The following is a 22,818-nucleotide window of genomic DNA, read 5'->3' on the forward strand; positions in this document are numbered from 1 at the left end:
ATGGCCACCGCGATCGACCGCGGCCTTGTCGCTGACGAAGGCCTTGTTCCGACGAGCCACATGCATGTCCTGAGCGACGCCGCAGGCGGCGTCGAAGGGGGGCTGACCTATCCGTTCGGCGGGCGGGCGCCGGCACCGGGCGAACTCGTCACCGTGTTGCCCGGCATCCGCTGGTGGCGGGTGCCGATGTCGGGGCCGCTGAAGCACGTCAACGGCTTGATCCTGGACGATGGCGCCGGCGTGATGGCGGTCGATACCGGAACGCGTGGTGAGGACAGCGTCGCCGCGTGGAAGGCGCTGCTCGCCGGGCCGCTCGCCGATACGCCGGTTTCGCGCGTGTTGTGCACGCATTTCCACCCCGATCATGTCGGGCTTGCGGGGTGGCTGTGCCACAGATTCGACGCGCCGCTGTTGATGACGCGCACCGAATGGCTGATGGTGCGCATGCTCGTCGCCGATGCGCAGCCCGAGGTGCCGCAGGGCATGACCGATTTCTGGCGCGGCGCGGGCTGGGACGCGGCGCAGATCGCGACCGCCAGCGCGCGCGGCTGGGGCAATTTCGGCAGATATGTCTCGCGCCTGCCGATCGGGTTCACGCGGTTGCGCGATGGTGAGGCGCTGACGATCGATGGTGCTGCGTGGGAGGTGGTGACCGGCAGCGGCCACAGTCCCGAACATGCGTGTCTGCTCGACCGCGAGCGCCGGGTGCTGATCGCGGGCGATCAGGTGTTGCCGCGGATCAGTTCGAACGTGTCGCTGACGGTGAGTGAGCCGGAGGGCGACCCGCTGGGTGACTGGCTCGCGTCGATCGCCAAGCTGAAACGGCTCCCTGACGACCTGCTGGTGCTGCCGGGGCATGGCGATCCCTTCTACGGACTGCACGCGCGACTGGATGCGCTCGATGCCGAACACCGCGAGCGGCTGGATGGGCTGGAGGCGTATCTCACCGAGCCGCGCCGGGCGGTGGACTGTTTTGCGCGGCTGTTCCGCCGCGCGATTGGCCCTGACGTCATCGGCATGGCGACCGGCGAAGCGCTCGCGCATCTGCGCCGGCTGGAGGTCGAGGGCCGCGCGGTGCGCGAGACACGCGACGGGGTGTGGTGGTACGCGCGCGGCTGACGTAACCTGCTGCATTCCGGCAAGCATATCGAACGGGAGAGCGTGATGATCGACCCCAGGCTGCGTGACGAGGCGGTGCGCCTCTACGACGATTTCACCCACGAGCATCATGACCGGCGCACATTGCTGAAACGGATGACCGCGCTTGCCGGGTCGGTCGCGGCGGCGGAGGCGCTGATCGCCGGCATCGCGGCCTCGCCGGCGGCGGCGGCGATCGTCGCAGCAGACGACCCGCGGTTGAAGATCGATGCGAAGGCCGGTCTTCCGTTGCCTCACGGCAAGACGCTGCGCGGCTATATCGCGCGACCCAAGGGCGCGGCCGCGAAGGCGACCGTGTTCGTCATCCACGAAAATCGCGGGCTCACCCCGCATATCCAGGATGTCGCGCGGCGGGTGGCGCTTGCCGGATTTTTCGCGGTCGCACCCGATCTGCTGTCCGACCAGGGCGGGACGCCGGCGGACGAGGACAAGGCCCGCGAGATGATCGGCAAGGCGGATCTCGCCGCCGTCACGCAGGAAGTCGTCGATAGCGTCCGCCACTTCGGCGGCACGCCCCACCGGACGAAGGTGGGCATTATCGGCTTCTGCTGGGGCGGTGCGATGGTCGACCGCGTCGCGGTGTCGGCGGGCGATGCGGTGGACGCGGGCGTCGCCTATTACGGCCCGGCGCCCGATCCGTCCGAGGCGGCGAAGGTCGGCGCGCCGCTGCTGCTCCATTATGCCGGCAAGGATGCGCGCGTCGCGCAGACCGGCGAGCCCTGGGTCGCGGCGCTCAAGGCGGCGGGGAAGTCGGTGGAGGCGTTCACCTATCCCGGTGTCGATCACGCGTTCAACAACGATACCTCACAGGAGCGGTATGACAAGGCGGCGGCGGACCTCGCCTGGGGGCGGACCATCGCATTTCTCCATCGTCATCTTGACGGCTGACGCTCGCTCTGTTCCATTTTCGTTCTGACAAATCGGGAGAGCAGCGATGGCCGGCGCGATCACATTCTACACCAACCCCATGTCGCGCGGGCAGATCGCGCGCTGGGCGCTCGAGGAGTCGGGCGCCGCGTATGACGAGGTGATCCTCGATTATGCCTCGACGATGAAGGGGGCGGAGTATCTCGCCGTCAACCCGATGGGGAAGGTGCCGGCGATCGTCCATCAGGGGCATGTCGTCACCGAATGCGCCGCGATCTGCGCGTATCTGGCGGAGGCGTTTCCGGCGGCAGGGCTTGCGCCGACCGCGGAAGAGCGCGCCGATTATTATCGCTGGCTGTTCTTCGCCGCCGGACCGGTCGAGCAGGCGGTCACCAACAAGTCGATGAATTTCGCGCCGACCGACCAGCAGCAGCGGATGGCTGGCTATGGCAATTACGATCTGGCGGTTGATGTTCTCGAAAAAGCGGTGACCGCGCATCCGTTCATCGCCGGCAGCCGGTTCACGATGGCCGATGTCTATGTCGGGTCGCAGGTTTTGTGGGGCGTGCAGTTCGGATCGCTGCCCAAGCGCGAGGGGTTCGTCGCCTATGCCGAGCGTCTGGAAGCGCGCGAGGCCTATAAGCGCGCGAAGACGCGCGACAACGCGCTGATCGCGGAGATGCAGCCGGCGAGTTGATGCGCGATTACTGGTCGAAATTCGTCGCGATATCGCTAGCAACCCTATTGGCCTTGGCGGTCGCCGCGGCATCGTCGGCCACGGTCGACGGGATCGCCTCGCCATAGCTGGCCGGGTCGATCACCTCGTCGGTGACGACGACGGTGCCGCCGAGCTTCGTCGCGGCGAACAGCTTCTTGGCGAAGGCGGCGGGCAGGCGGATGCAGCCGTGCGAATCCGGGAACCCCGGATTCTTGCCCGCGTGGAGCGCGACCCCGTCCCAGGTCAGGCGCTGCATGTAGGGCATCGCGGCGTCGTCATAGAGGTTGGAATGGTGCACCTCCTCCTTCTGGAGGATGGTGAAGGCGCCGACCGGGGTTTCGTTGCCGTCACGGCCCGTCGAAACGGTCGATGCCGCGACGAGTGCGGTGCCGCGATACACATAGGCGCGCTGGTCCGGGATGCTGACGACGATCGCAACCGGGGCAGCGGCGACGGGCGCCACGGTGCTGGCATCGTTCCATACATAGCGGTTCGGCGCCAGCGCTTCCGCCGCCACCGCGACATCGGCCATGCCGCCCGAACCACCCGCCAGCGCCAGCGCCGGCGTCGCGGCGAGACCAAGCACGAGGGGAAGGAGGAGGGCTGTACGTGGCGACATGAACTTGCTCCTTCAAGGATTTTCCGGACCGGTGTTTCCGGCAACTGTCCCCCCTCCAACGATTCGTCGCAGCATCGGTTCAACCGCGACGGACGGCGCGGAATGCGCGGTGAAGCGCGGCGCAGGCGCGGTGGATGTGCGGAACATTAAGAAAAGCGGCGCCAATTTCATGCTATAGGGAATGCCGCTGAGGGGCATTTTCACAGGTGAGTATGACCGAAACCTCCACGGGCGCGCGTTCGCGCCGTTCCTTGCTCAAGACCGGTGGCGTTCTCGCCGGCACGCTGTTCATTCCCGATCTTGCCGCGGCGTCGTTCCGCATGGCGAATCCGGCGCCGGCGCCCAGGACGCCCGAAGCGTATCTGCCGCCAAAGGCCTTCGCGCAGCCGATCACGTCGCCCCGCGTCGTCCGCCCGGACCTGATGCGCCGCGCGATGGCGTCGCTCGATGCACACAGCTCGCACGGGATAACGCGCGACCGCTTCGCCATCGCCGATTTCGCCGCGCCGTCTAACGAGCGCCGCTTTCACATCGTCGATCTGACGAACGGCCATTCGACCTCGTTCCTGGTCGCGCACGGCAGCGGATCGGACCCGGCGCATACGGGCTGGCTCCAGCGCTTCTCGAACGAGCAGGGGTCCAATGCGTCGTCGGAAGGCGCGTTCAGGACCGACGACTATTATTACGGCCAGCACGGTCGCTCGCAGCGTCTCGTCGGGCTGGATTCGACCAACAACAATGCGCTGGACCGCGCGATCGTCGTCCACGCCGCCTGGTATTCGAACCCCGACATGATCGCCAAGCACGGCATGCTCGGCCGCAGCCAGGGCTGCTTCGCTGTCGGCGACGACGATCTCGCCCGCGTCTTCGACCGGCTCGGCCCCAATCGCATGATTTTCGCTGCAAAGATCTGATCCGCCGGCCGACGACTGACCCGAGACTTGCGCCGGGCGCGAATCCTTGAAAGGGGATTTGGCGAACGGAGAGAATATGTCGTCAACGATCGCCGAGCTCGAACGTCGTCGCAGTGCCGCGCGCCTGGGAGGCGGCGAAAAGCGCATCGCCGCACAGCACGCCAAGGGCAAGCTCACCGCCCGAGAGCGGCTCGACGTGCTGCTCGACGAAGGGTCGTTCGAAGAGCTCGACATGTATGTCGAGCACAACTGCGTCGATTTCGGCATGGAGACGCAGGTGATCCCGGGCGACGGCGTCGTCACCGGATCGGGCACGATCAACGGCCGCCTCGTCTTCGTCTTCAGCCAGGATTTCACCGTCTTCGGCGGGTCTTTGAGCGAGCGCCACGCGCAGAAGATCTGCAAGGTCATGGACATGGCGTTGAAGGTCGGCGCGCCGGTCATCGGCCTGAACGATTCAGGTGGCGCGCGAATCCAGGAGGGCGTCGCGAGCCTTGGCGGCTATGCCGAGGTGTTCCAGCGCAACGTGCTGGCATCGGGCGTGGTGCCGCAGATCAGCCTCATCATGGGGCCGTGTGCGGGCGGCGCGGTCTATTCGCCGGCGATGACCGACTTCATCTTCATGGTGAAGGATTCCAGCTACATGTTCGTCACCGGCCCCGACGTGGTGAAGACGGTGACGAACGAGGTCGTGACGCAGGAGGCGCTGGGCGGCGCCGTCACCCACACGACCAGGACGAGCGTCGCGGACAATGCGTTTGACGACGATATCGAGGCGCTGCTGGCGGCGCGCGACTTCTTCGATTTCCTGCCGCTGTCGAACAGAGAAGCGGTGCCCGAGCGACCGACCGCGGACCCGTGGCACCGCATCGAGGACAGCCTCGACACGCTGATCCCGGCGAGCGCCAACCAACCCTACGACATGCACGAGCTGATCCGGAAGACCGTCGACGAGGGCGACTTCTTCGAGGTGCAGCCTGCACATGCGGGCAACATCATCGTTGGCTTCGGGCGGATCGAAGGCCGGACGGTCGGCATCGTGGCGAACCAGCCGATGGTGCTGGCCGGGGTGCTCGACATCAATTCGTCGAAAAAGGCGGCGCGCTTCGTGCGCTTCTGCGACGCGTTCGAAATCCCGATCGTGACCTTCGTCGACGTGCCGGGCTTCCTCCCCGGCACCGCCCAGGAGCATAACGGCATCATCAAGCACGGCGCGAAGCTGCTGTTCGCCTATGCCGAGGCGACCGTGCCCAAGATCACCGTCATCACCCGCAAGGCCTATGGCGGCGCGTATGACGTGATGGCCTCCAAGCACCTGCGCGGCGACCTGAATTACGCCTGGCCCACCGCCGAGATCGCGGTGATGGGCGCGAAGGGCGCGGTCGAGATCATCTTCCGTGGGAAGACGCCCGAGGAGATCGCCGAACGGACGGCGGAATATGAGGCGAGGTTCGCTAATCCGTTCGTGGCGGCGTCGAAGGGCTTCATCGACGAGGTCATCCAGCCGCACTCGACCCGGCGACGGATCGCGTTGGGATTACGCAAGCTGCGGGGGAAGAGTCTCGAGAATCCATGGAAGAAGCATGACAACATTCCATTGTGATGCTTCGGTCTGCACATTATAATGTGATGTTAAGGAGCGGCCAATGCAGACCGAACGCGTGACGATTTTGATGACTCCTGCAAAGAAGGCCGCTCTGGCGGCGCGGGCAGCGGCACAGAGCATGTCGATCGGGCAGTATGTTCGGCGTAAGGTTGAAGATGAGGATGAACTGACGCCAGAGCAGGAAGCCGAACTTGCCTTGCTGGTAGCCGAGGTGAACAGGGCGGTGCCGCACATGATCGAGCAGTTGGATGAGATGAGCGCTATGCTCCGCGCGACGCACGAGGATGTCGACCGTACCTTGCGCGCTGTCGGGATCCGCAAGTGAGCACACTTGGCGATGCGCTGGCCGCCTTGAAGAATATCGTGTTGTTGCAGGAGCGCCTGGAAGGCGTGCAACGCGACATTTCGCGCATCTCGGCGGACGTTAAGGGCGTGAACGAATATGTTCAGACGATCGACAAGCGCGTGATCCGTATCGAGACGATGATCGAAATGTCGCGCGGAAGCGGCGGCAGCGCTACGCCAAGAATCGAAAGGTAACGGGCTGATGCAATTGGGCAGCCTCAACCATGTCGGCGTGGCGACGCCGTCGATCGAGAAGTCGATTGAGATCTACCGCAATCTCCTCGGCGCGACTGCGATCGGGGAGCCGTTCGATCTGCCGGCGCAAGGGGTGAAGGTGTGCTTCATCGATGCGCCCAACACGCAGATCGAGTTGATCGAGCCGTACGACGAAAGCTCGCCGATCGCGGGGTTTCTGAAGAAGAATCCGGCGGGGGGGCAGCATCATGTGTGTTTCGAGGTGTCGGATATTTATGAAGCGGTCGCTGACCTGAAGGCGAAGGGCGCGACCGTGCTCGGCGAGCCGCGGATTGGAGCGCACGGGACGCCGATCGTGTTCGTGCATCCGAAGGATTTCGGCGGGATGCTGGTGGAGTTGATGGAGACGCCGAAGGGTGGACATTAAACCCAACCCCCGCTTGTGCTGAGCGAAGTCGAAGCACGTCCTGCCACCGCCCTTCGACTTCGCTCAGGGCAAACGTAAGGTTGGAGCCACAATGGCTTACGAGACGATCCTGACCGAGCGGCGCGGCGATGTGCTGGTCCTTACGCTCAACCGGCCTGACCGGCTGAACGCCGCGTCGCTTCAGATGGCGGATGATCTCGCGGCCGCGCTTTATGACCTGGACGGTGCGCGGGCGGTGCTCGTTACCGGGGCGGGGCGAGCGTTCTGTTCGGGGGCGGACCTGCAGGCGCGGGGCGACCGGGCGATCGGTGGGGGCGATGCCAGCCACATGGCGCTGACCCGCCACTATAATCCCACGATGATGGCGTTCGCCAACCTGGGGGTGCCGGTGGTGAGCGCGGTGAACGGCGCGGCGGCGGGGATCGGCTGCTCCATCGCGCTGGCGGCGGATTTCGTAATCGCGGGGCGCAGCGCGTATTTCCTCCAGGCGTTCGTCAATATCGGGCTGGTCCCCGATGGCGGCGCGTCTTGGATGCTCGCGCGGCTGGTCGGCAAAGCGCGCGCGACCGAGATGATGCTGCTGGGCGAGCGGATCGGCGCGGAGAAGGCGGAAGGCTGGGGACTGATCCACCGGTCAGTCGACGATGCGGTGCTGATGGACGAAGCGCTGGCGCTCGCGACCCGGCTGGCGGCTGGGCCCACGGTAGCGCTGGGGGTGATGCGGCGGAACATCGCGGCTGCGCTCGACGGGACCTACGCGCAGGCGCTGGATGCGGAGGCCGCCGGGCAGCGTATCGCGGGCGGCGCGCAGGATGCGCGCGAGGGGGCGATGAGTTTTCTGGAAAAGCGCAAGCCAATGTTTTCGGGGCGCTAATCCCTCCGTTCGCCCTGAGCTTGTCGAAGGGCTGACCTCCTGCGCTTGCGGAACGGGAAAGAACGGTGCTTCGACAGGCTCAGCACAAACGGTATTTGAAGACGATGACTGAAAAGCACACCCTCGACGACTGGAACGCGCTCGCTGCCAAGGAGGTGAAGGGTCGCGACCTCATCTGGCCGACGCCCGAGGGCATCGAGGTAAAGCCTCTTTACACTTCTGACGACGTGACCGCGGACCCCGGCCTCCCCGGCTTTGCGCCCTTCACCCGTGGCGTCCGCGCATCGATGTATGCGGGGCGGCCGTGGACGATCCGGCAATATGCGGGCTTTTCGACCGCGGAGGAATCGAACGCCTTCTATCGCCGCAACCTCGCCGCGGGGCAGAAGGGGCTGTCGGTCGCCTTCGATCTCGCCACCCACCGCGGCTATGATAGCGACCACCCGCGCGTCGTCGGCGATGTCGGCAAGGCTGGCGTCGCGATCGACAGCGTCGAGGACATGAAGATCCTGTTCGACGGCATCCCGCTCGATCAGATGAGCGTGTCGATGACGATGAACGGCGCGGTCATCCCGATCCTCGCCTTCTTCATCGTCGCCGGCGAGGAACAGGGCGTCGATCGCAAGCTGCTCGACGGGACCATCCAGAACGACATCCTGAAGGAGTTCATGGTCCGCAACACCTATATCTACCCGCCCGAGCCGAGCATGCGGATCATCTCGGACATCTTCGCCTACACCTCCGCCGAGATGCCAAAGTTCAATTCGATCTCGATCAGCGGCTACCACATGCAGGAAGCCGGCGCGACGCAGGTGCAGGAGCTTGCCTTCACCATCGCCGACGGGCGCGAATATGTGAAATATGGCGTCGCGTCGGGGCTGGATATCGACAAGTTCGCCGGCCGCCTCAGCTTCTTCTTCGCGATCGGCATGAACTTCTTCATGGAGGTCGCGAAGCTGCGCGCTGCGCGGGTTCTATGGCACCGAGTGATGACGCAGCTCGGCGCGAAGGACGAGCGCTCGAAGATGTTGCGCACCCACTGCCAGACGAGCGGTGTCTCGCTGACCGAGCAGGACCCGTACAACAACGTCATCCGCACTACGATCGAGGCTATGGCGGCGATGCTCGGCGGCACGCAGAGCCTCCACACCAACGCGCTGGACGAGGCGATCGCGCTCCCCACCGATTTCTCCGCCCGAATCGCGCGCAACACGCAGATCGTGATCCAGGAAGAGACGGGGATGACCAAGGTCGTCGATCCGTTGGGCGGAAGTTACTATGTCGAGGCGCTGACGCAGGAGCTGGTCGACAAGGCGTGGGCGATCATCGAGCGGGTCGAAGCCGATGGCGGCATGGCGAAGGCCGTCGCACACGGCTGGCCCAAGGCGATGATCGAAGAGGCTGCCGCCGCCAGGCAGGCGCGGGTCGATCGCGGCGAGGACGTGATCGTCGGGGTGAACCGCTATCGCCGCGAGAGCGAGGATCATCTTGAGACGCTCGAGGTGGATAATGCGAGGGTCCGGGAGGGCCAGATTGCGCGGATCGCGAAGGTGAAGGCGGCCCGGGACGAGGCGGCGTGCCAGGCGGCGCTGGACGCGCTGAGGGAAGCGGCTCGCGAAAGTCCTCCCCTGCAAGGGGAGGGGGACCATGCGCAGCATGGTGGAGGGGGAGCGCCCTCTCGAGAGCGTGACACCCCTCCGTCAGACGCTGACGCGCCTGCCACCTCCCCTTCCAGGGGAGGATTGAAGCACAACATCCTCGCCCTCGCGGTCGAAGCGGCGCGCGCGCGCGCGACGCTGGGCGAAATCTCCGCCGCGATGGAGGATGTATTCGGCCGCTACGGCACGCAGCCGACCCCGGTAAAGGGCGTCTACGCCGCGCCCTACAAGGACGACACGCGCTGGGCGCAGGTCATCGCGGGGGTCGAGGCGGTCGCGCGCCGCCTGGGCCGCAAGCCGAAGCTGCTGGTCGCGAAGATGGGGCAGGACGGGCATGACCGCGGCGCCAACGTCATCGCCAGCGCGTTCGGCGACCTCGGCTTCGATGTGGTTTCCGGGCCGTTGTTCCAGACGCCCGACGAGACGGTCGTCCTGGCGATCGACAGCGGGGTCGATGCGGTCGGCGCGTCCAGCCTCGCGGCGGGGCACAAGACGCTGATTCCGGAACTGATCCGCGGACTGCGCGAGGCTGGCCGCGGCGACATCAAGGTGATCGCCGGCGGGGTCATCCCGCCGCAGGATTATGAATTTCTGCGCGATGCCGGCGTGCAGGGCATATACGGTCCCGGATCGAACGTGGTCGAATGCGCCGCCGATGTGCTGCGTCTGCTCGGTCACAACATGCCCCCGATGGAGGAAGCCGCCGAATGAACCGCCTCATGCTCATTGCCGCCGGGATGCTCGCAGTCCCCGCCACCGCGCAGACCCAGACCGACATGAACCAGCAGGCCGGCTCCGCCTTCAAGGCCGCCGACGCCGTGATGACCGCGCAGTGGACGCGCACCTACGCCTATATGAAGCGCCTCGACGCGCAGGACACGTCGCGCGGCGGCGGCTTCGGCTATGCGGCGGCGGCGCTCAACAGCCAGCGCGCGTGGTTGAAGTACCGTGATGCCGAATGCGTGATCGAAGGCGGCGAGTTCGCCGGTGGATCGCTGCAACCCATGACCCGCGCACAATGCGCCGCCCGCCTGACCCGCGACCGCACCAAGCAGCTCATAGCCCTCCGTTGGAAGCACCCGTGACCGATACCGACATCCGCACCGACTGGACCCGCGACGAGATCGCGGACCTGTTCGACCTGCCCTTCGACGCGCTGATGTTCCGCGCCCAGACCACGCACCGCGCGCATCACGCCGCGGGCGAGGTGCAGCTCTGCACGCTGCTCTCGATCAAGACCGGCGGCTGTCCGGAGGATTGCGGCTATTGCTCGCAGTCCGCGCACGCCGACAGCGGCGTCAAGGCGACGAAGCTGATGGACCCGCGCGCGGTGCTTCAGATGGCGGCGCAGGCGAAGGATAGCGGCAGCCAGCGCTTCTGCATGGGCGCCGCGTGGCGCAACCCCAAGGACAAGGACATGCCCGCCATCGTCGAGATGGTGAAGGGCGTCCGCCAGATGGGGATGGAGACCTGCATGACGCTGGGCATGCTCACGCCCGCGCAGGCCGGGATGCTCGCGGACGCGGGCCTCGATTACTACAACCACAATATCGATACCTCGCCGGAACGCTATGCCGAGGTCATCACCACCCGCACCTTCGGCGAGCGGCTGGAGACGCTGGAGCATGTGCGAGAAGCCGGCATCAACGTGTGCTGCGGCGGCATCGTCGGCATGGGCGAGACCCGCAGCGATCGCGTCGGCTTCATCCACGCCCTCGCCACCCTGCCACGTCATCCCGAAAGCGTGCCGGTCAACGCACTTGTGCCGGTGAAGGGCACGGTGCTCGGCGACATGCTCGCCGACACGCCGCTCGCGAAGATCGACGACATCGAATTCGTCCGCACCGTCGCCGTCGCGCGGATCACGATGCCGATGAGCATGGTGCGGCTGTCGGCAGGGCGCGAGAGCATGTCGGAGGCGACGCAGGCACTCTGCTTCCTCGCGGGCGCGAACTCGATCTTCACCGGCGACAAGCTGCTGACCACCGGCAACCGCGGCGATGATGCGGACGCGGCGCTGTTCGCGAAGCTCGGCGTGCGGCCAATGGTGGCGGAGGAGCCGATGCGGGTGGCGGCGGAGTTGGTGGGATGAGGCTAATTGGACGTCTTGCGACGATGCTTGGCCTAGCGGCGTCCCCCGCGCTGGCTGGCGAAGGGATCACTTGGCCAGACCTGCCAACAACCGGCTTTGTCGTGGGCCGGACGGCGACTGTCGAAGACGCTAAAAAAGGTAACGCCACTTTCTCGATGGACGGAAAGAGTCAGGGTGCCCTGCCCATCGCAATTCCTCAATATGTATGGTGGACTGATGAAACGGGCTCAAAGCATCCCATGATTTTAGTTCAGGCCGAACTCGCGCCCGATGGCACGAAAATCGTTGGGCTTCGTGACTTTGGTGGAGAGGGAACGGTTGCAACTCTGCTGGAAGTCGAACTTCTCGGGACGAAAAAGCCAAACTAATGTTCAAGAAAATCCTGGTCGCCAATCGCGGCGAGATCGCGTGCCGCGTCTTCCGCACCGCCAAGCGCATGGGCATCGCCACCGTTGCGGTCTATTCCGACGCCGACGCGCGCGCGCCGCATGTGTTGATGGCGGATGAGGCGGTCAGGCTCGGGCCGGCGCCGGCGGCGGAGAGCTACCTCAAGGCCGAGCTGATCCTGCTCGCCGCGAAGGAGACCGGCGCCGACGCGATCCATCCCGGCTACGGCTTCCTCTCCGAACGCGAGAGCTTCGCGCGGGCCTGCGCCGAGGCCGGCATCGCGTTCATCGGCCCGCCGCCGAACGCGATCGCGGCGATGGGCGACAAGATCGAATCGAAGAAGCTGGCGAAGGACGCGGGCGTCAACGTCGTCCCCGGCTTCCTGGGCGAGATCGCCGACACCGATGCCGCGGTGAAGATCGCCGGCGACATCGGCTACCCGGTAATGATGAAGGCGAGCGCGGGCGGCGGCGGCAAGGGGATGCGGCTTGCCTGGTCCGAGCAGGACGTGCGCGAGGGCTTCGAGGCGACGAAGCGTGAGGGGCTGGCTAGCTTCGGCGACGACCGCGTGTTCATCGAGAAGTTCATCGAAAGCCCGCGGCACATCGAAATCCAGGTGCTAGGCGATCAGCACGGCAACATCGTCTATCTGAACGAGCGCGAATGCTCGATCCAGCGCCGCCACCAGAAGGTCGTCGAGGAGGCGCCGTCGCCGTTCGTTTCGCCGGAGATGCGCCGCAAGATGGGCGAGCAGGCCGTCGCGCTCGCGCGGGCGGTGGGGTATTACTCCGCAGGCACGGTGGAGCTGATCGTCTCGGGCGCGGATACCACCGGCGAGAGCTTCTACTTCCTCGAGATGAACACCCGGCTCCAGGTCGAGCATCCGGTGACGGAGGAGATCACCGGGCTCGATCTGGTCGAACAGATGATCCGCGTCGCGGCGGGGGAGCGGCTGGCGTTCGCGCAGGCGGATATCGGCATCAACGGCTGGTCGGTCGAGAACCGGGTGTATGCGGAGGACCCGTATCGCGGCTTCCTGCCGAGCATCGGGCGGCTGGTGCGGTATAATCCGCCTTCAGCCACTCCCACTCCGTTTGCCCTGAGCGAAGTCGAAGGGACGGGATCGCAAGGTGCTTCGACTTCGCTCAGGGCAAACGGAGTGGGAGTGGCTGAAGGCGGATTATACCGCACCAGCCGCCCGATGCCACCCCTACCCCTCCCTTGCAGGGAGGGGGGAGTTTTCGACATGCCTTCCCATTCCGGCCTCTTCACCATCATCGAGCGTGCCGCGCGCAAGGCGGGGCCGCGGCTGCGCCGGGACTTCAACGAGGTCCAGCAGCTTCAGGTCAGCCGCAAGGGGCCGGCCGACTTCGTGTCGATGGCCGACCAGCGCGCCGAGCAGACGCTGTACGAGGAACTCTCCAAGGCGCGGCCGGACTGGGGCTTCCTCATGGAGGAGCGGGGCGAGGTTGCGGGTGATCCGAACAAGCCGCGCTTCATCGTCGATCCGCTCGACGGCACCTCGAACTTCCTGCACGGCATCCCGCATTTCGCCATGTCGATCGCGGTCGAGGAGCCGCTGCCGAACGGCAGGCGCGAGATCACGACGGCACTGATCTACAACCCGCTGACCGACGAGAGCTTCTGGGCCGAAAAGGGCCGCGGAGCGTGGGTTCAGTCGGAACGGCTTCGCGTGTCGTCGCGGCGTGATCTGTCGGACGCGCTCATCGCGACTGGCATCCCGTTCCTGGGCCATGGCGATTTCGTCCAGTGGAGCCGGATCTTCGGTGCGGTTGCGCCGCAGGTCGCGGATATCCGCCGCTTCGGATCGGCTGCGCTCGACCTCGCCTGGGTCGCGGCCGGGCGCTATGACGGCTTCTGGGAGAGCGACCTGAAGCCGTGGGATGTCGCCGCCGGGCTGCTGCTGGTGAAGGAAGCCGGCGGTTTCGTCACCGATTTCCGCGGCGGCGATCGGCCGATGGAGCGCGCGGAATATCTTGCGGCGAACGACGTACTGCATTCCAAGCTCCACAAGCTCGTCGCGAACGCGCTTCGATAGGATTGCCGCAGAACGTCAATTGAGAGTCATTCTCACGGCCCTATGCCTTGCCCCTATCGGGTCATCGTCCTAAAGCGCCGCCACGCCTATACCGCACCTGCGAGAGAAAATGGTCGACCTGTCGCAATATCTGCCGATTCTCCTGTTCCTGGGGGTCGCGCTCGCCCTTTCGGCGACGTTCGTGTTCCTGCCGATGGCGGTCGGACGTCTGACGGGCGCGCACAAGCCGAACCCGGAAAAGCTGAGCGAATATGAGTGCGGCTTTCCCGCGTTCGAGGACCCGCGCAGCCAGTTCGACGTGCGCTTTTATCTGGTCGCGATCCTCTTCATCATCTTCGATCTTGAAGCAGCGTTCCTATATCCTTGGGCGGTGTCGGTCTTCAGCCTGGGCTGGACCGCCTGGATCAGCATGATGATCTTCATCGGCGAGCTTGCGCTCGGCCTCGTCTATGCCTGGAAGAAGGGAGCCCTCGATTGGGAGTAGAGCTTACGCCCGCGACCGGTTCGGCCGTGCTGCCCCCGGATCAGGGTTTCTTCGATAGCCTGAACGGCGAACTGACCGACAAGGGTTTCCTGGTCACCTCGACCGAGGAGCTGTTCCAGTGGGCGCGCACCGGATCGCTGTGGTGGATGACGTTCGGGCTGGCGTGCTGCGCGGTCGAGATGATCCACGTCAACATGCCGCGCTACGATCTGGAGCGCTTCGGCGCCGCGCCGCGCGCATCGCCGCGACAGTCGGACGTGATGATCGTCGCGGGCACGCTCTGCAACAAGATGGCGCCGGCGCTCCGCAAGGTCTACGACCAGATGTCGGAGCCGAAATACGTGATCTCGATGGGGTCGTGCGCGAACGGCGGCGGCTATTATCACTATAGCTACAGCGTCGTGCGCGGATGCGACCGGATCGTGCCGATCGATATCTACGTGCCGGGCTGCCCGCCGACCGCCGAGGCGCTGCTCTACGGGATCATGCAGCTCCAGCGGAAGATCCGCCGCAGCGGGAGCATCGAGCGTTGATGCACAATCATCTTCCGTTCGCACTGAGCTTGTCGAAGTGCCGTTCTTCTTGCGTGCAGAAGAAGCAAGGGCAGGGCTTCGACAAGCTCAGCCCAAACGGTGATTTGCTATGAGGGCGCCGGCTCCTGCCTTTGCCGCCGATCTGAACGGCGCGACGATCGACGCGGCGCGGGGTGCGATCGGCGCGGCGCTGCTCGATGCGCGCGACGCGGTCGGCGAGGTCGCGCTGTTCGTGACGCGCGAGGGGCTCTTGCCCGCGATGACCGCGCTGCGCGATACGCCCGGCCTCGAATATCAGCAGCTCATGGAGATTGCGGGCGTCGACTATCCGGAGCGCGCGGAGCGGTTCGAGGTGGTGTATTGCCTCCTGAGCCTCACGCGGAACCACCGCCTCCACGTTCATGTCTCGGCGACCGAAGATACGCCGGTGCCGTCGGTGACGGGGCTGTGGCCAGTCGCGGGCTGGCTGGAGCGCGAAGTCTACGACATGTACGGCGTGCTCTTTGCGGGGAACGCCGACCTGCGTCGCATCCTGACCGACTACGGCTTTCGCGGACACCCGCAGCGCAAGGACTTTCCGCTCACCGGCTATGTCGAGCTGCGCTATTCGGAAGAGGCGAAGCGCGTCGTGTATGAGCCGGTGCAGTTGGCGCAGGACTTCCGCACGTTCGATTTCACCTCGCCCTGGGAAGGCGCCGAATATGTGCTGCCGGGGGACGAGAAGGCGAAGCTGCCCGAAGCCAAGGGCGCGCCGACCCCGCTGAAGGCGGACGAGATCCAGAAGGCCGACGCCGCGCAGACCGCGAAGGCGGAGCCGACCGAGGCGAAGACGAGCGACAGCACCGCGAAGACCGGCGCCGGCGAGCCGCATCCGGGTAACAAGCCGGAGGGCAAGCCGGCGGATGCCGATGTCGTGAAGGGTGACGGCGCGGAGAAGAGCAAGTGACTTCTGTTTTGTCCCCGTTCGCACTGAGCTTGTCGAAGTGCCGTTTTTTCTTTTCTCCTGTCGAACGGAAGGACGGGGCTTCGACAAGCTCAGCCCGAACGGTGGTATATGGTTGATACCGTCCAAGCGCCCGATCCCGCGATCGAGAAGATGCTGCATCGCACGGACGATGCACATCCTTCCGAGGGCGACGTCGCGATCCAGAACTACACGATCAACTTCGGCCCGCAGCATCCCGCGGCGCACGGCGTGCTGCGGCTCGTCATGGAGCTGGACGGCGAGATCGTCGAGCGGGTCGATCCGCATGTCGGGCTGCTCCACCGCGGCACCGAAAAGCTGATCGAATACAAGACGTACGCGCAGGCGCTGCCATATTTCGACCGGCTCGATTACTGCTCGCCGCTCTGCATGGAGCACAGCTATGTGCTGGCGGTCGAGAAGCTGCTCGACCTCGAGGTGCCGCTCCGCGCACAGTATCTGCGGGTGCTCTTCGCGGAACTGACCCGCATTTCGAACCACATGCTGAACCTCGGCAGCCATGTCATGGACGTCGGCGCGATGACGCCGAACCTGTGGATGTTCGAGGTGCGCGAGGATTGCCTTAACTTCTTCGAACGCGTTTCGGGCGCGCGGATGCACTCGAACTATTTTCGCGTGGGCGGCGTGCATCAGGATGCGCCGCTGAAGCTGCTCGCCGATATCGGCGACTGGCTCGACACGCGGCTGCCGCGGCTGTTCGAGGATGCGATCAGCCTCGTCGCCGACAACCGCATCTTCAAGCAGCGCAACGTCGATATCGCGGTGGTGAGCCGCGACGATGCGATCAAATGGGGCTTCTCCGGCCCGATGATCCGCGGCTCGGGTATCCCGTGGGACCTGCGCAAGTCGCAGCCCTATGACGTGTATGACCGGATGGACTTCGAGGTGCCGGTCGGCACCCGCGGCGATTGCTACGACCGGTTCATGGTTCGCGTCGAGGAAGTCCGCCAGTCGGCGAAGATCATCAAACAGTGCCTCGCTGAGATGCCCGAAGGGCCGATCGCAAGCCTCGATCGCAAGGTCGTGCCGCCGAAGCGCGGCGAGATGAAGCAGTCGATGGAAGCGCTGATCCACCACTTCAAGCTCTACACCGAAGGGTATCACGTGCCGGCGGGTGACGTGTATGTCGCGACCGAAAGCCCCAAGGGCGAGTTCGGCGTGTATCTGGTCTCTGACGGGACGAACAAGCCGTATCGCTGCAAGATCCGGCCGACTGCGTTCAGTCATTTGCAGGCGATGGATTTCATGATGAAGGGCCACATGCTGGCGGATACAACCGCTGTTCTGGGTGCGCTGGATATCGTGTTCGGGGAGTGCGACCGGTGATGACCTGGCGCCGCGAAATTGGCGACACACTCGATGCGTCAATGGAAATGCCTGAGCAGTATGGCGATCGCTATTATTGGCGATATCAGCATATCTCGGCTCTGATTGGATTTGTCGTGATTCCGGTCGCCGTCCTGCTAAATGTTTTCGATATTCCTGCGAGGTATAAAGATATTGCGGGCGTCGCAGTCGTGTTCTTCATGCTTGCGGTCGGTGTTTTTTTCGTTCGACGCGATCGTGCCGTTCAGAAGCGTATCGACGAAACGGGTTCACCCATCGCTGATAGAGAGCCGTACTAATGGCTGACGCACCTCAAATTCCCGACGAGGCAGAAACCCGCGCGCGCTGGGGCGATTTCACGTGGACGGACGAGAACCAGGTGAAGGCGAACGAAATTCTTGGCCGCTATCCCAAGGGTCGCGAGCAGTCGGCGTCGATTCCGTTTCTCGATCTCGCCCAGCGGCAGGTCGGCGCGGAGACGAATACGCAGGGCTGGCTGCCGGTGCCGGTGATCGAGTTCGTCGCGCGCCAGATCGGCGTGCCGTACATGCGCGTCTATGAGGTCGTGACCTTCTACACGATGTTCAACATGGCGCCGGTCGGCCGCTATCATGTGCAGGTCTGCGGGACGACGCCGTGCGTGCTGCAAGGCTCCGACGATGTGTTCGCCGCGTGCAAGAACCGCGGGCTGGTAAAGGGCGGGACGACCCCCGACGGCGTGTTCACGCTGACCGAGGTCGAGTGCATGGGCAATTGCTCGAACGCGCCGATGATGCAGATCAACGACGATAATTACGAAGACCTCGATTACGATTCGACGACGCGCATCCTGGAGGCGCTGGCCAAGGGCGAGCAGCCGACGCCGGGGTCGCAGACGGGGCGCAAGTCGAGCGAGCCGGCGGGCGGGGTGACCTCGCTCGCGGCGATGGTCGACGAAAATCACGATTATCGCGGGGAGTGGGCGTGATGCTTGCCTTCATCGTCACCCCGGCCTTGACCCGGGGTCCCGCTTCTCTTTCTGCGGGACAAGTCAGCGGGACCCCGGCTCAAGGCCGGGGTGACGCAGGAAATCTGGAGGGCGCACGCCGTGCTCGCTGACAAGGACCGCATCTTCACGAACCTCTACGGCTTTCAGTCATGGAAGCTCGACGCGGCGATCGCGCGCGGGGATTGGGATGATACCAAGGCGCTGATGGCCAAGGGGCAGGACGCGATCATCGACGTCATCAAGGCGTCAGGGCTGCGTGGGCGGGGCGGGGCGGGGTTCCCGACCGGCACGAAATGGGGCTTCATGCCCAAGGAGCCGAAGCCCGATCGGCCGAACTTCCTGGTCATCAACGCCGACGAGTCCGAGCCCGGTTCCTGCAAGGACCGCGAGATCATCCGCCACGATCCGCACAAGCTGATCGAGGGTGCGCTGATCGCGGGCTATGCGATGCGCGCGCGCGCGGCGTACATCTACATCCGCGGCGAATATATCCGCGAGGCGGAGGTGCTCTTCGCTGCCGTCGCCGAAGCGTATGACAAGGGGCTGATCGGCAAGAACGCATGCGGGTCGGGCTATGACTTCGACGTGTTCGTCCACCGTGGTGCTGGCGCCTATATCTGCGGCGAAGAAACCGCGATGCTCGAAAGTCTGGAGGGCAAGAAGGGCCAGCCGCGGCTGAAGCCGCCCTTCCCGGCGGGCGCGGGGCTTTATGGCTGCCCGACGACGGTCAACAACGTCGAATCGATCGCGGTCGCGCCGACGATCCTGCGACGCGGCGCGGAGTGGTTTGCGTCGTTCGGGGCCGAAAACAACAAGGGCACCAAGCTTTTCCAGATCAGCGGTCATGTGAACCGCCCATGCGTCGTCGAAGAGGCGATGAGCATCAGCTTTCGCGACCTGATCGAGACGCATTGCGGCGGAATCCGCGGCGGCTGGGACAATCTGCTCGCGGTGATCCCGGGCGGATCGTCGGTGCCGTTGGTGCCAGCGGCGCAGATCATGGACTGCGCGATGGATTTCGATGGGCTGAAGGCGGTCGGATCGGGCCTCGGCACCGCGGCGATCATCGTCATGGACAAATCGACCGACGTCGTCCGTGCGATCAGCCGCATCTCCTATTTCTACAAGCATGAGAGCTGCGGCCAGTGCACGCCGTGCCGCGAAGGCACCGGCTGGATGTGGCGGGTGATGGAGCGGCTGCGCACCGGCGACGCGGCGATCGAGGAGATCGACATGCTCCAGCAGGTGACGAAGCAGGTCGAGGGCCACTCGATCTGCGCGCTGGGCGATGCGGCGGCGTGGCCGATCCAGGGGTTGATCAAGCATTTCCGGCCGGAGCTGGAACGCCGGATCGTCGAGCGTGGCGGCGACGCGGCGCCGATGATGGAGGCGGCGGAGTGACGGACGAACAGTCCCGCCTCGCCTTTGACCTGCTTGTCCGCATCCAAGATGATCTGGTCGAGATCAAGGGCGCCCTCGCAAGTCAGAATGCTGCGCTCGAGCGGATGATCGTTGCGGCTCATCAATTCGGAATGAACAATGCCTAAGGTCAAAGTCGACGGCGTAGAGATCGAGGTCCCGCAGGGCGCGACCGTGCTTCAGGCGTGCGAGCTGGCGGGGAAGGAAATCCCGCGCTTCTGCTATCACGAGCGGCTGTCCATCGCGGGCAATTGCCGGATGTGCCTCGTCGAGGTGAAGCCCGGTCCGCCCAAGCCGCAGGCCTCGTGCGCGCTGCCGGCGGCGGATAATCAGGAGATTTTCACCACCACGCCGATGGTGAAGCACGCACGCGAGGGGATGATGGAGTTCCTCCTCATCAACCACCCGCTCGACTGCCCGATCTGCGACCAGGGCGGTGAGTGCGACTTGCAGGACCAGTCGATCGCCTATGGTCGCGGCCATTCGCGCTATGTCGAGAACAAGCGCGCGGTGACCGAGAAATATATGGGTCCGATCGTGAAGACGGTGATGACGCGGTGCATCCAGTGCACCCGCTGCGTCCGCTTCGCCGAGGAGGTCGCGGGCGTGGAGGAGATTGGTGCGATCTTCCGCGGCGAGAACATGCAGATCACGACCTATCTGGAGCATGCTGCCAAGAGCGAGCTTTCGGGGAACGTGGTCGATCTCTGCCCGGTGGGCGCGCTGACCTCGAAGCCCTATGCGTTCGAGGCGCGGCCGTGGGAACTGAAGAAGACGTTGACCATCGACGTGATGGATGCGGTCGGCACCAATATCCGGCTCGACAGCCGCGGGCGGCAGGTGCTGCGCTGCGTGCCGCGGATCAATGACGACGTGAACGAGGAATGGGCGACCGACAAGACGCGCCATGCGGTCGACGGGCTGGTGCGGCGGCGGCTCGACCGGCCGTTCGTGCGGCGTGGTGGCAAGCTGGTCGCGGCAACCTGGGACGAGGCGTTCGCGGCGATTGCTGATGTTGCGAAGGATGCCGGCGACAGCGTTGCGGCGGTTGCGGGCGATCTCGTCGATTGCGAGACGATGTTCGCGGCCAAGGCGCTGGTGAAGAGCTTCGGTTCCGATCTGCTCGAAGGCCGCCAGACCGGCATGGACTACGACACGTCCAGCCTCGCTGCGGTGAACTTCAATACCACGATAGCGGGCGTCGAAACGGCGGACGCGATCCTGCTCGTCGGCACCAATCTGCGCTGGGAAGCGCCGCTGGTGAACACGCGGGTCAGGAAGGCGATTAAAAAGGGCGCGAAGGTCTTCGCGGTCGGGCCGGAAACGGATCTGACTTACAAGGTTGAGTGGCTCGGCGATGACCTTGCGCTGCTCGGCAATCTGCCCGATGCGGTGACCGAGGCGTTCGGCAAGGCGGAGCGGCCGGCTGTGATCGTTGGTGGTGGCGCATTGAAGGGCGCGCACGGCGCCGCGATCGGTCTCGCCAAGACGCTGAACCTCGTGCGTGAGGGCTGGAACGGTTTCAACGTCGTCCATATGGCGGCATCGCGGATGGGCGGGCTGATGCTCGGCTACGCACAGAAGGCGGGCATTTCCGCGCTGCACGATGCCAAGCTCGCGTTTTTCCTGGGCGCGGACGAGGTGTACTATACCCGCTTTGCCGGGTTCAAGGTCTATATCGGGCATCACGGCGATGCCGGCGCGCATCACGCCGACGTCGTTCTGCCGGGCGCGAGCTATGCCGAGAAGTCGGGCACGTGGGTCAACCTCGAGGGCCGTGTCCAGCGCGGCGAGCGGGCGGTGTTCCCGCCGGGCGATGCGCGCGAAGACTGGACGATCCTGCGCGCGCTATCCGAAGCGCTGGGCAAGACGCTGCCGTTCGATACGCTGGGCGAGCTTCGCGCGGCGATGGCGCTCGACGTGCCGGAACTGGCGAACGAGGGGCTCGTCCGCTTCGACTGGAACCCGCCGGCGCTCGATACGAAGGCCGAGGGCGTGATGAGCGGCTACCCGATCAAGGATTTCTACCTCACCAACGCGATCTGCCGCGCGTCGCCGACGATGCAGCGCTGCTCGGCCGAATTGCTCCACGGTGAAGCGTTTGCGGAGGCCGCGGAATGACCGCGCAGTTTGTTGCCTGGGGCATGGATTACGGCTGGGCGTGGTTCCTGGCGACGATCGCCGGCATCCTGCTGATCGCGCTGCCCGTCATGCTGGCGGTCGCGATGATCATCTATGCCGATCGCAAGATCTGGGCGGCGATGGCGCTGCGCCGCGGACCCAACGTGGTGGGGCCGCTCGGGCTGCTCCAGTCGTTCGCGGACGGACTGAAGGTGTTCCTGCAGGAAACCATCATCCCGACCGCCGCCAATCGCGGCCTGTTCCTGCTCGCGCCGATCATCACCTTCACCGTCGCATTGATCGTGTGGGCGGTGGTGCCGTTCCAGGCGGGCGTGCTCCTCGCGGACATCAATGTCGGGCTGCTCTACGTCCTCGCGGCGTCCTCGCTCGGGGTCTACGGGATCATTCTGGCGGGCTGGGCATCGAACTCGAAATACCCGTTCTTCTCCGCGATCCGCGCGGCGGCGCAGATGGTGAGCTACGAAGTCGCGATCGGCTTCGTGCTGATCTCCGTCGTGCTGTGGGCCGGCAGCTTCAACCTGACCGCGATCGTCGAGGCGCAGAAGGGCGTCGGACTCGGCCTCGTCAACGGCTTCTGGATCAACCCGCTGCTGTTCCCGATGGCGGTCGTGTTCTTCATCTCGAGCCTGGCCGAGACGCAGCGCGCGCCGTTCGACCTGACCGAAGCGGAAAGCGAGCTCGTCGCGGGGTATCAGACCGAATATTCGTCGATGAGCTTCGCGCTCTACTGGCTCGGCGAATATGCCAACGTCATCCTGATGTGCGCGCTCAACGCGACGCTCTTCTGGGGCGGGTATCTCCCGCCGCTGGACATTCCGATCCTGTATGCGGTGCCGGGCATCATCTGGCTCTTCGCCAAGATGCTGTTCTTCTTCTTCCTGTTCAGCTGGGTGAAGGCGACCGTGCCACGCTATCGCTACGACCAGTTGATGCGGTTGGGGTGGAAGATATTCCTGCCGCTGTCGCTGTTCTGGGTTTTCCTCGTATCCGGCGTCCTGATGTGGATGCGGGTGGGATTTTGA

General features: G+C 65.0%; 25 protein-coding genes. 24 read left to right on the plus strand and 1 reads right to left on the minus strand.

Annotated elements, in window-relative coordinates:
* Genes BOS5A_RS07730 through BOS5A_RS07740 form a run of 3 tightly spaced genes read left to right on the plus strand, consistent with a single transcriptional unit; the run spans nucleotide 1 to nucleotide 2,722 of the window.
* Entirely contained in the window at nucleotides 1-1,119 is a 1,119-nt protein-coding gene (locus tag BOS5A_RS07730) for an MBL fold metallo-hydrolase (RefSeq protein ID WP_151954663.1), read from the plus strand.
* A 45-nt stretch (nucleotides 1,120-1,164) separates the two neighbouring features.
* A complete protein-coding gene (locus BOS5A_RS07735; protein WP_151954664.1) occupies nucleotides 1,165-2,046 on the plus strand; it encodes a dienelactone hydrolase family protein in 882 nt (293 codons plus the stop codon).
* Nucleotides 2,047-2,092: 46 nt separating this feature from the next.
* Nucleotides 2,093-2,722 (plus strand): glutathione S-transferase family protein, encoded by a 630-nt coding sequence (locus BOS5A_RS07740; RefSeq protein WP_151954665.1) that lies wholly within the window; start codon nucleotides 2,093-2,095, stop codon nucleotides 2,720-2,722.
* A gap of 7 nt (nucleotides 2,723-2,729) precedes the next feature.
* On the opposite strand, the gene BOS5A_RS07745 is transcribed toward BOS5A_RS07740, so the two are convergent.
* Nucleotides 2,730-3,362, minus strand: a complete 633-nt coding sequence (locus BOS5A_RS07745) for a L,D-transpeptidase family protein (RefSeq protein WP_151954666.1) — start codon at nucleotides 3,360-3,362, stop codon at nucleotides 2,730-2,732.
* Nucleotides 3,363-3,574: 212 nt separating this feature from the next.
* On the opposite strand from BOS5A_RS07745, the gene BOS5A_RS07750 reads away from it, so the two are divergent.
* The 21 genes from BOS5A_RS07750 to nuoH all read left to right on the plus strand — a co-directional run bounded on the left by BOS5A_RS07750 (nucleotide 3,575) and on the right by nuoH (nucleotide 22,818).
* Entirely contained in the window at nucleotides 3,575-4,276 is a 702-nt protein-coding gene (locus BOS5A_RS07750; RefSeq protein WP_151954667.1) for a murein L,D-transpeptidase catalytic domain family protein, read from the plus strand.
* Nucleotides 4,277-4,352: 76 nt separating this feature from the next.
* Entirely contained in the window at nucleotides 4,353-5,879 is a 1,527-nt protein-coding gene (locus BOS5A_RS07755; protein ID WP_151954668.1) for an acyl-CoA carboxylase subunit beta, read from the plus strand.
* A 43-nt stretch (nucleotides 5,880-5,922) separates the two neighbouring features.
* The gene (locus BOS5A_RS07760; protein WP_151954669.1) at nucleotides 5,923-6,207 is read left to right on the plus strand and encodes a hypothetical protein; all 285 of its coding nucleotides are present in this window, start codon (nucleotides 5,923-5,925) and stop codon (nucleotides 6,205-6,207) included.
* The gene (locus BOS5A_RS07765; RefSeq protein ID WP_151954670.1) at nucleotides 6,204-6,422 is read left to right on the plus strand and encodes a hypothetical protein; all 219 of its coding nucleotides are present in this window, start codon (nucleotides 6,204-6,206) and stop codon (nucleotides 6,420-6,422) included. Before BOS5A_RS07760 ends, BOS5A_RS07765 begins: the two co-directional genes overlap by 4 nt.
* A gap of 7 nt (nucleotides 6,423-6,429) precedes the next feature.
* Nucleotides 6,430-6,849 carry a methylmalonyl-CoA epimerase gene (gene mce, locus BOS5A_RS07770; RefSeq protein ID WP_151954671.1) on the plus strand — a complete coding sequence of 140 codons (420 nt, stop codon included), beginning with the start codon at nucleotides 6,430-6,432 and terminating at the stop codon, nucleotides 6,847-6,849.
* A 91-nt stretch (nucleotides 6,850-6,940) separates the two neighbouring features.
* Complete coding sequence (locus BOS5A_RS07775; protein ID WP_151954672.1) at nucleotides 6,941-7,723, plus strand: enoyl-CoA hydratase-related protein; 783 nt, start codon at nucleotides 6,941-6,943, stop codon at nucleotides 7,721-7,723.
* Nucleotides 7,724-7,827: 104 nt separating this feature from the next.
* Nucleotides 7,828-10,092 carry a methylmalonyl-CoA mutase gene (gene scpA, locus BOS5A_RS07780; protein WP_151954673.1) on the plus strand — a complete coding sequence of 755 codons (2,265 nt, stop codon included), beginning with the start codon at nucleotides 7,828-7,830 and terminating at the stop codon, nucleotides 10,090-10,092.
* On the plus strand, nucleotides 10,089-10,466 hold the full coding sequence (locus BOS5A_RS07785; RefSeq protein ID WP_234419268.1) for a lysozyme inhibitor LprI family protein: 378 nt from the start codon (nucleotides 10,089-10,091) through the stop codon (nucleotides 10,464-10,466). The genes scpA and BOS5A_RS07785 overlap by 4 nt, the downstream gene beginning before the upstream one ends.
* A gap of 11 nt (nucleotides 10,467-10,477) precedes the next feature.
* Nucleotides 10,478-11,473, plus strand: a complete 996-nt coding sequence (bioB, locus tag BOS5A_RS07790; RefSeq protein ID WP_234419394.1) for a biotin synthase BioB — start codon at nucleotides 10,478-10,480, stop codon at nucleotides 11,471-11,473.
* A gap of 101 nt (nucleotides 11,474-11,574) precedes the next feature.
* Nucleotides 11,575-11,841, plus strand: coding sequence for a hypothetical protein (locus BOS5A_RS07795; RefSeq protein ID WP_199857289.1), 267 nt, complete (start codon nucleotides 11,575-11,577; stop codon nucleotides 11,839-11,841).
* Nucleotides 11,841-13,919 (plus strand): inositol monophosphatase family protein, encoded by a 2,079-nt coding sequence (locus BOS5A_RS16150; protein WP_151954675.1) that lies wholly within the window; start codon nucleotides 11,841-11,843, stop codon nucleotides 13,917-13,919. The genes BOS5A_RS07795 and BOS5A_RS16150 overlap by 1 nt, the downstream gene beginning before the upstream one ends.
* Before the next feature lie 109 nt (nucleotides 13,920-14,028).
* Nucleotides 14,029-14,403: an NADH-quinone oxidoreductase subunit A gene (locus BOS5A_RS07810; RefSeq protein ID WP_151954676.1), complete on the plus strand. Its 375-nt coding sequence runs from the start codon at nucleotides 14,029-14,031 to the stop codon at nucleotides 14,401-14,403.
* Nucleotides 14,394-14,936: a NuoB/complex I 20 kDa subunit family protein gene (locus BOS5A_RS07815; protein WP_151954677.1), complete on the plus strand. Its 543-nt coding sequence runs from the start codon at nucleotides 14,394-14,396 to the stop codon at nucleotides 14,934-14,936. The genes BOS5A_RS07810 and BOS5A_RS07815 overlap by 10 nt, the downstream gene beginning before the upstream one ends.
* A 109-nt stretch (nucleotides 14,937-15,045) precedes the next feature.
* Nucleotides 15,046-15,882 carry an NADH-quinone oxidoreductase subunit C gene (locus BOS5A_RS07820; RefSeq protein ID WP_151954678.1) on the plus strand — a complete coding sequence of 279 codons (837 nt, stop codon included), beginning with the start codon at nucleotides 15,046-15,048 and terminating at the stop codon, nucleotides 15,880-15,882.
* 150 nt (nucleotides 15,883-16,032) lie between these two features.
* Entirely contained in the window at nucleotides 16,033-17,247 is a 1,215-nt protein-coding gene (locus BOS5A_RS07825; protein WP_151955900.1) for an NADH-quinone oxidoreductase subunit D, read from the plus strand.
* Complete coding sequence (locus tag BOS5A_RS07830; RefSeq protein ID WP_151954679.1) at nucleotides 17,247-17,546, plus strand: hypothetical protein; 300 nt, start codon at nucleotides 17,247-17,249, stop codon at nucleotides 17,544-17,546. Before BOS5A_RS07825 ends, BOS5A_RS07830 begins: the two co-directional genes overlap by 1 nt.
* Nucleotides 17,546-18,214, plus strand: a complete 669-nt coding sequence (locus tag BOS5A_RS07835) for a complex I 24 kDa subunit family protein (RefSeq protein WP_151954680.1) — start codon at nucleotides 17,546-17,548, stop codon at nucleotides 18,212-18,214. Before BOS5A_RS07830 ends, BOS5A_RS07835 begins: the two co-directional genes overlap by 1 nt.
* Nucleotides 18,215-18,334: 120 nt before the next feature.
* Entirely contained in the window at nucleotides 18,335-19,636 is a 1,302-nt protein-coding gene (gene nuoF / locus BOS5A_RS07840; protein ID WP_151954681.1) for an NADH-quinone oxidoreductase subunit NuoF, read from the plus strand.
* Complete coding sequence (locus BOS5A_RS07845; RefSeq protein ID WP_199857290.1) at nucleotides 19,633-19,782, plus strand: hypothetical protein; 150 nt, start codon at nucleotides 19,633-19,635, stop codon at nucleotides 19,780-19,782. The genes nuoF and BOS5A_RS07845 overlap by 4 nt, the downstream gene beginning before the upstream one ends.
* Nucleotides 19,775-21,775: an NADH-quinone oxidoreductase subunit NuoG gene (gene nuoG / locus BOS5A_RS07850; protein ID WP_151954682.1), complete on the plus strand. Its 2,001-nt coding sequence runs from the start codon at nucleotides 19,775-19,777 to the stop codon at nucleotides 21,773-21,775. Before BOS5A_RS07845 ends, nuoG begins: the two co-directional genes overlap by 8 nt.
* Nucleotides 21,772-22,818: an NADH-quinone oxidoreductase subunit NuoH gene (gene nuoH, locus BOS5A_RS07855; RefSeq protein ID WP_151954683.1), complete on the plus strand. Its 1,047-nt coding sequence runs from the start codon at nucleotides 21,772-21,774 to the stop codon at nucleotides 22,816-22,818. The genes nuoG and nuoH overlap by 4 nt, the downstream gene beginning before the upstream one ends.

It is taken from the genome of Sphingomonas sp. EC-HK361 (assembly GCF_902498785.1).
Classification (GTDB): domain Bacteria; phylum Pseudomonadota; class Alphaproteobacteria; order Sphingomonadales; family Sphingomonadaceae; genus Sphingomonas.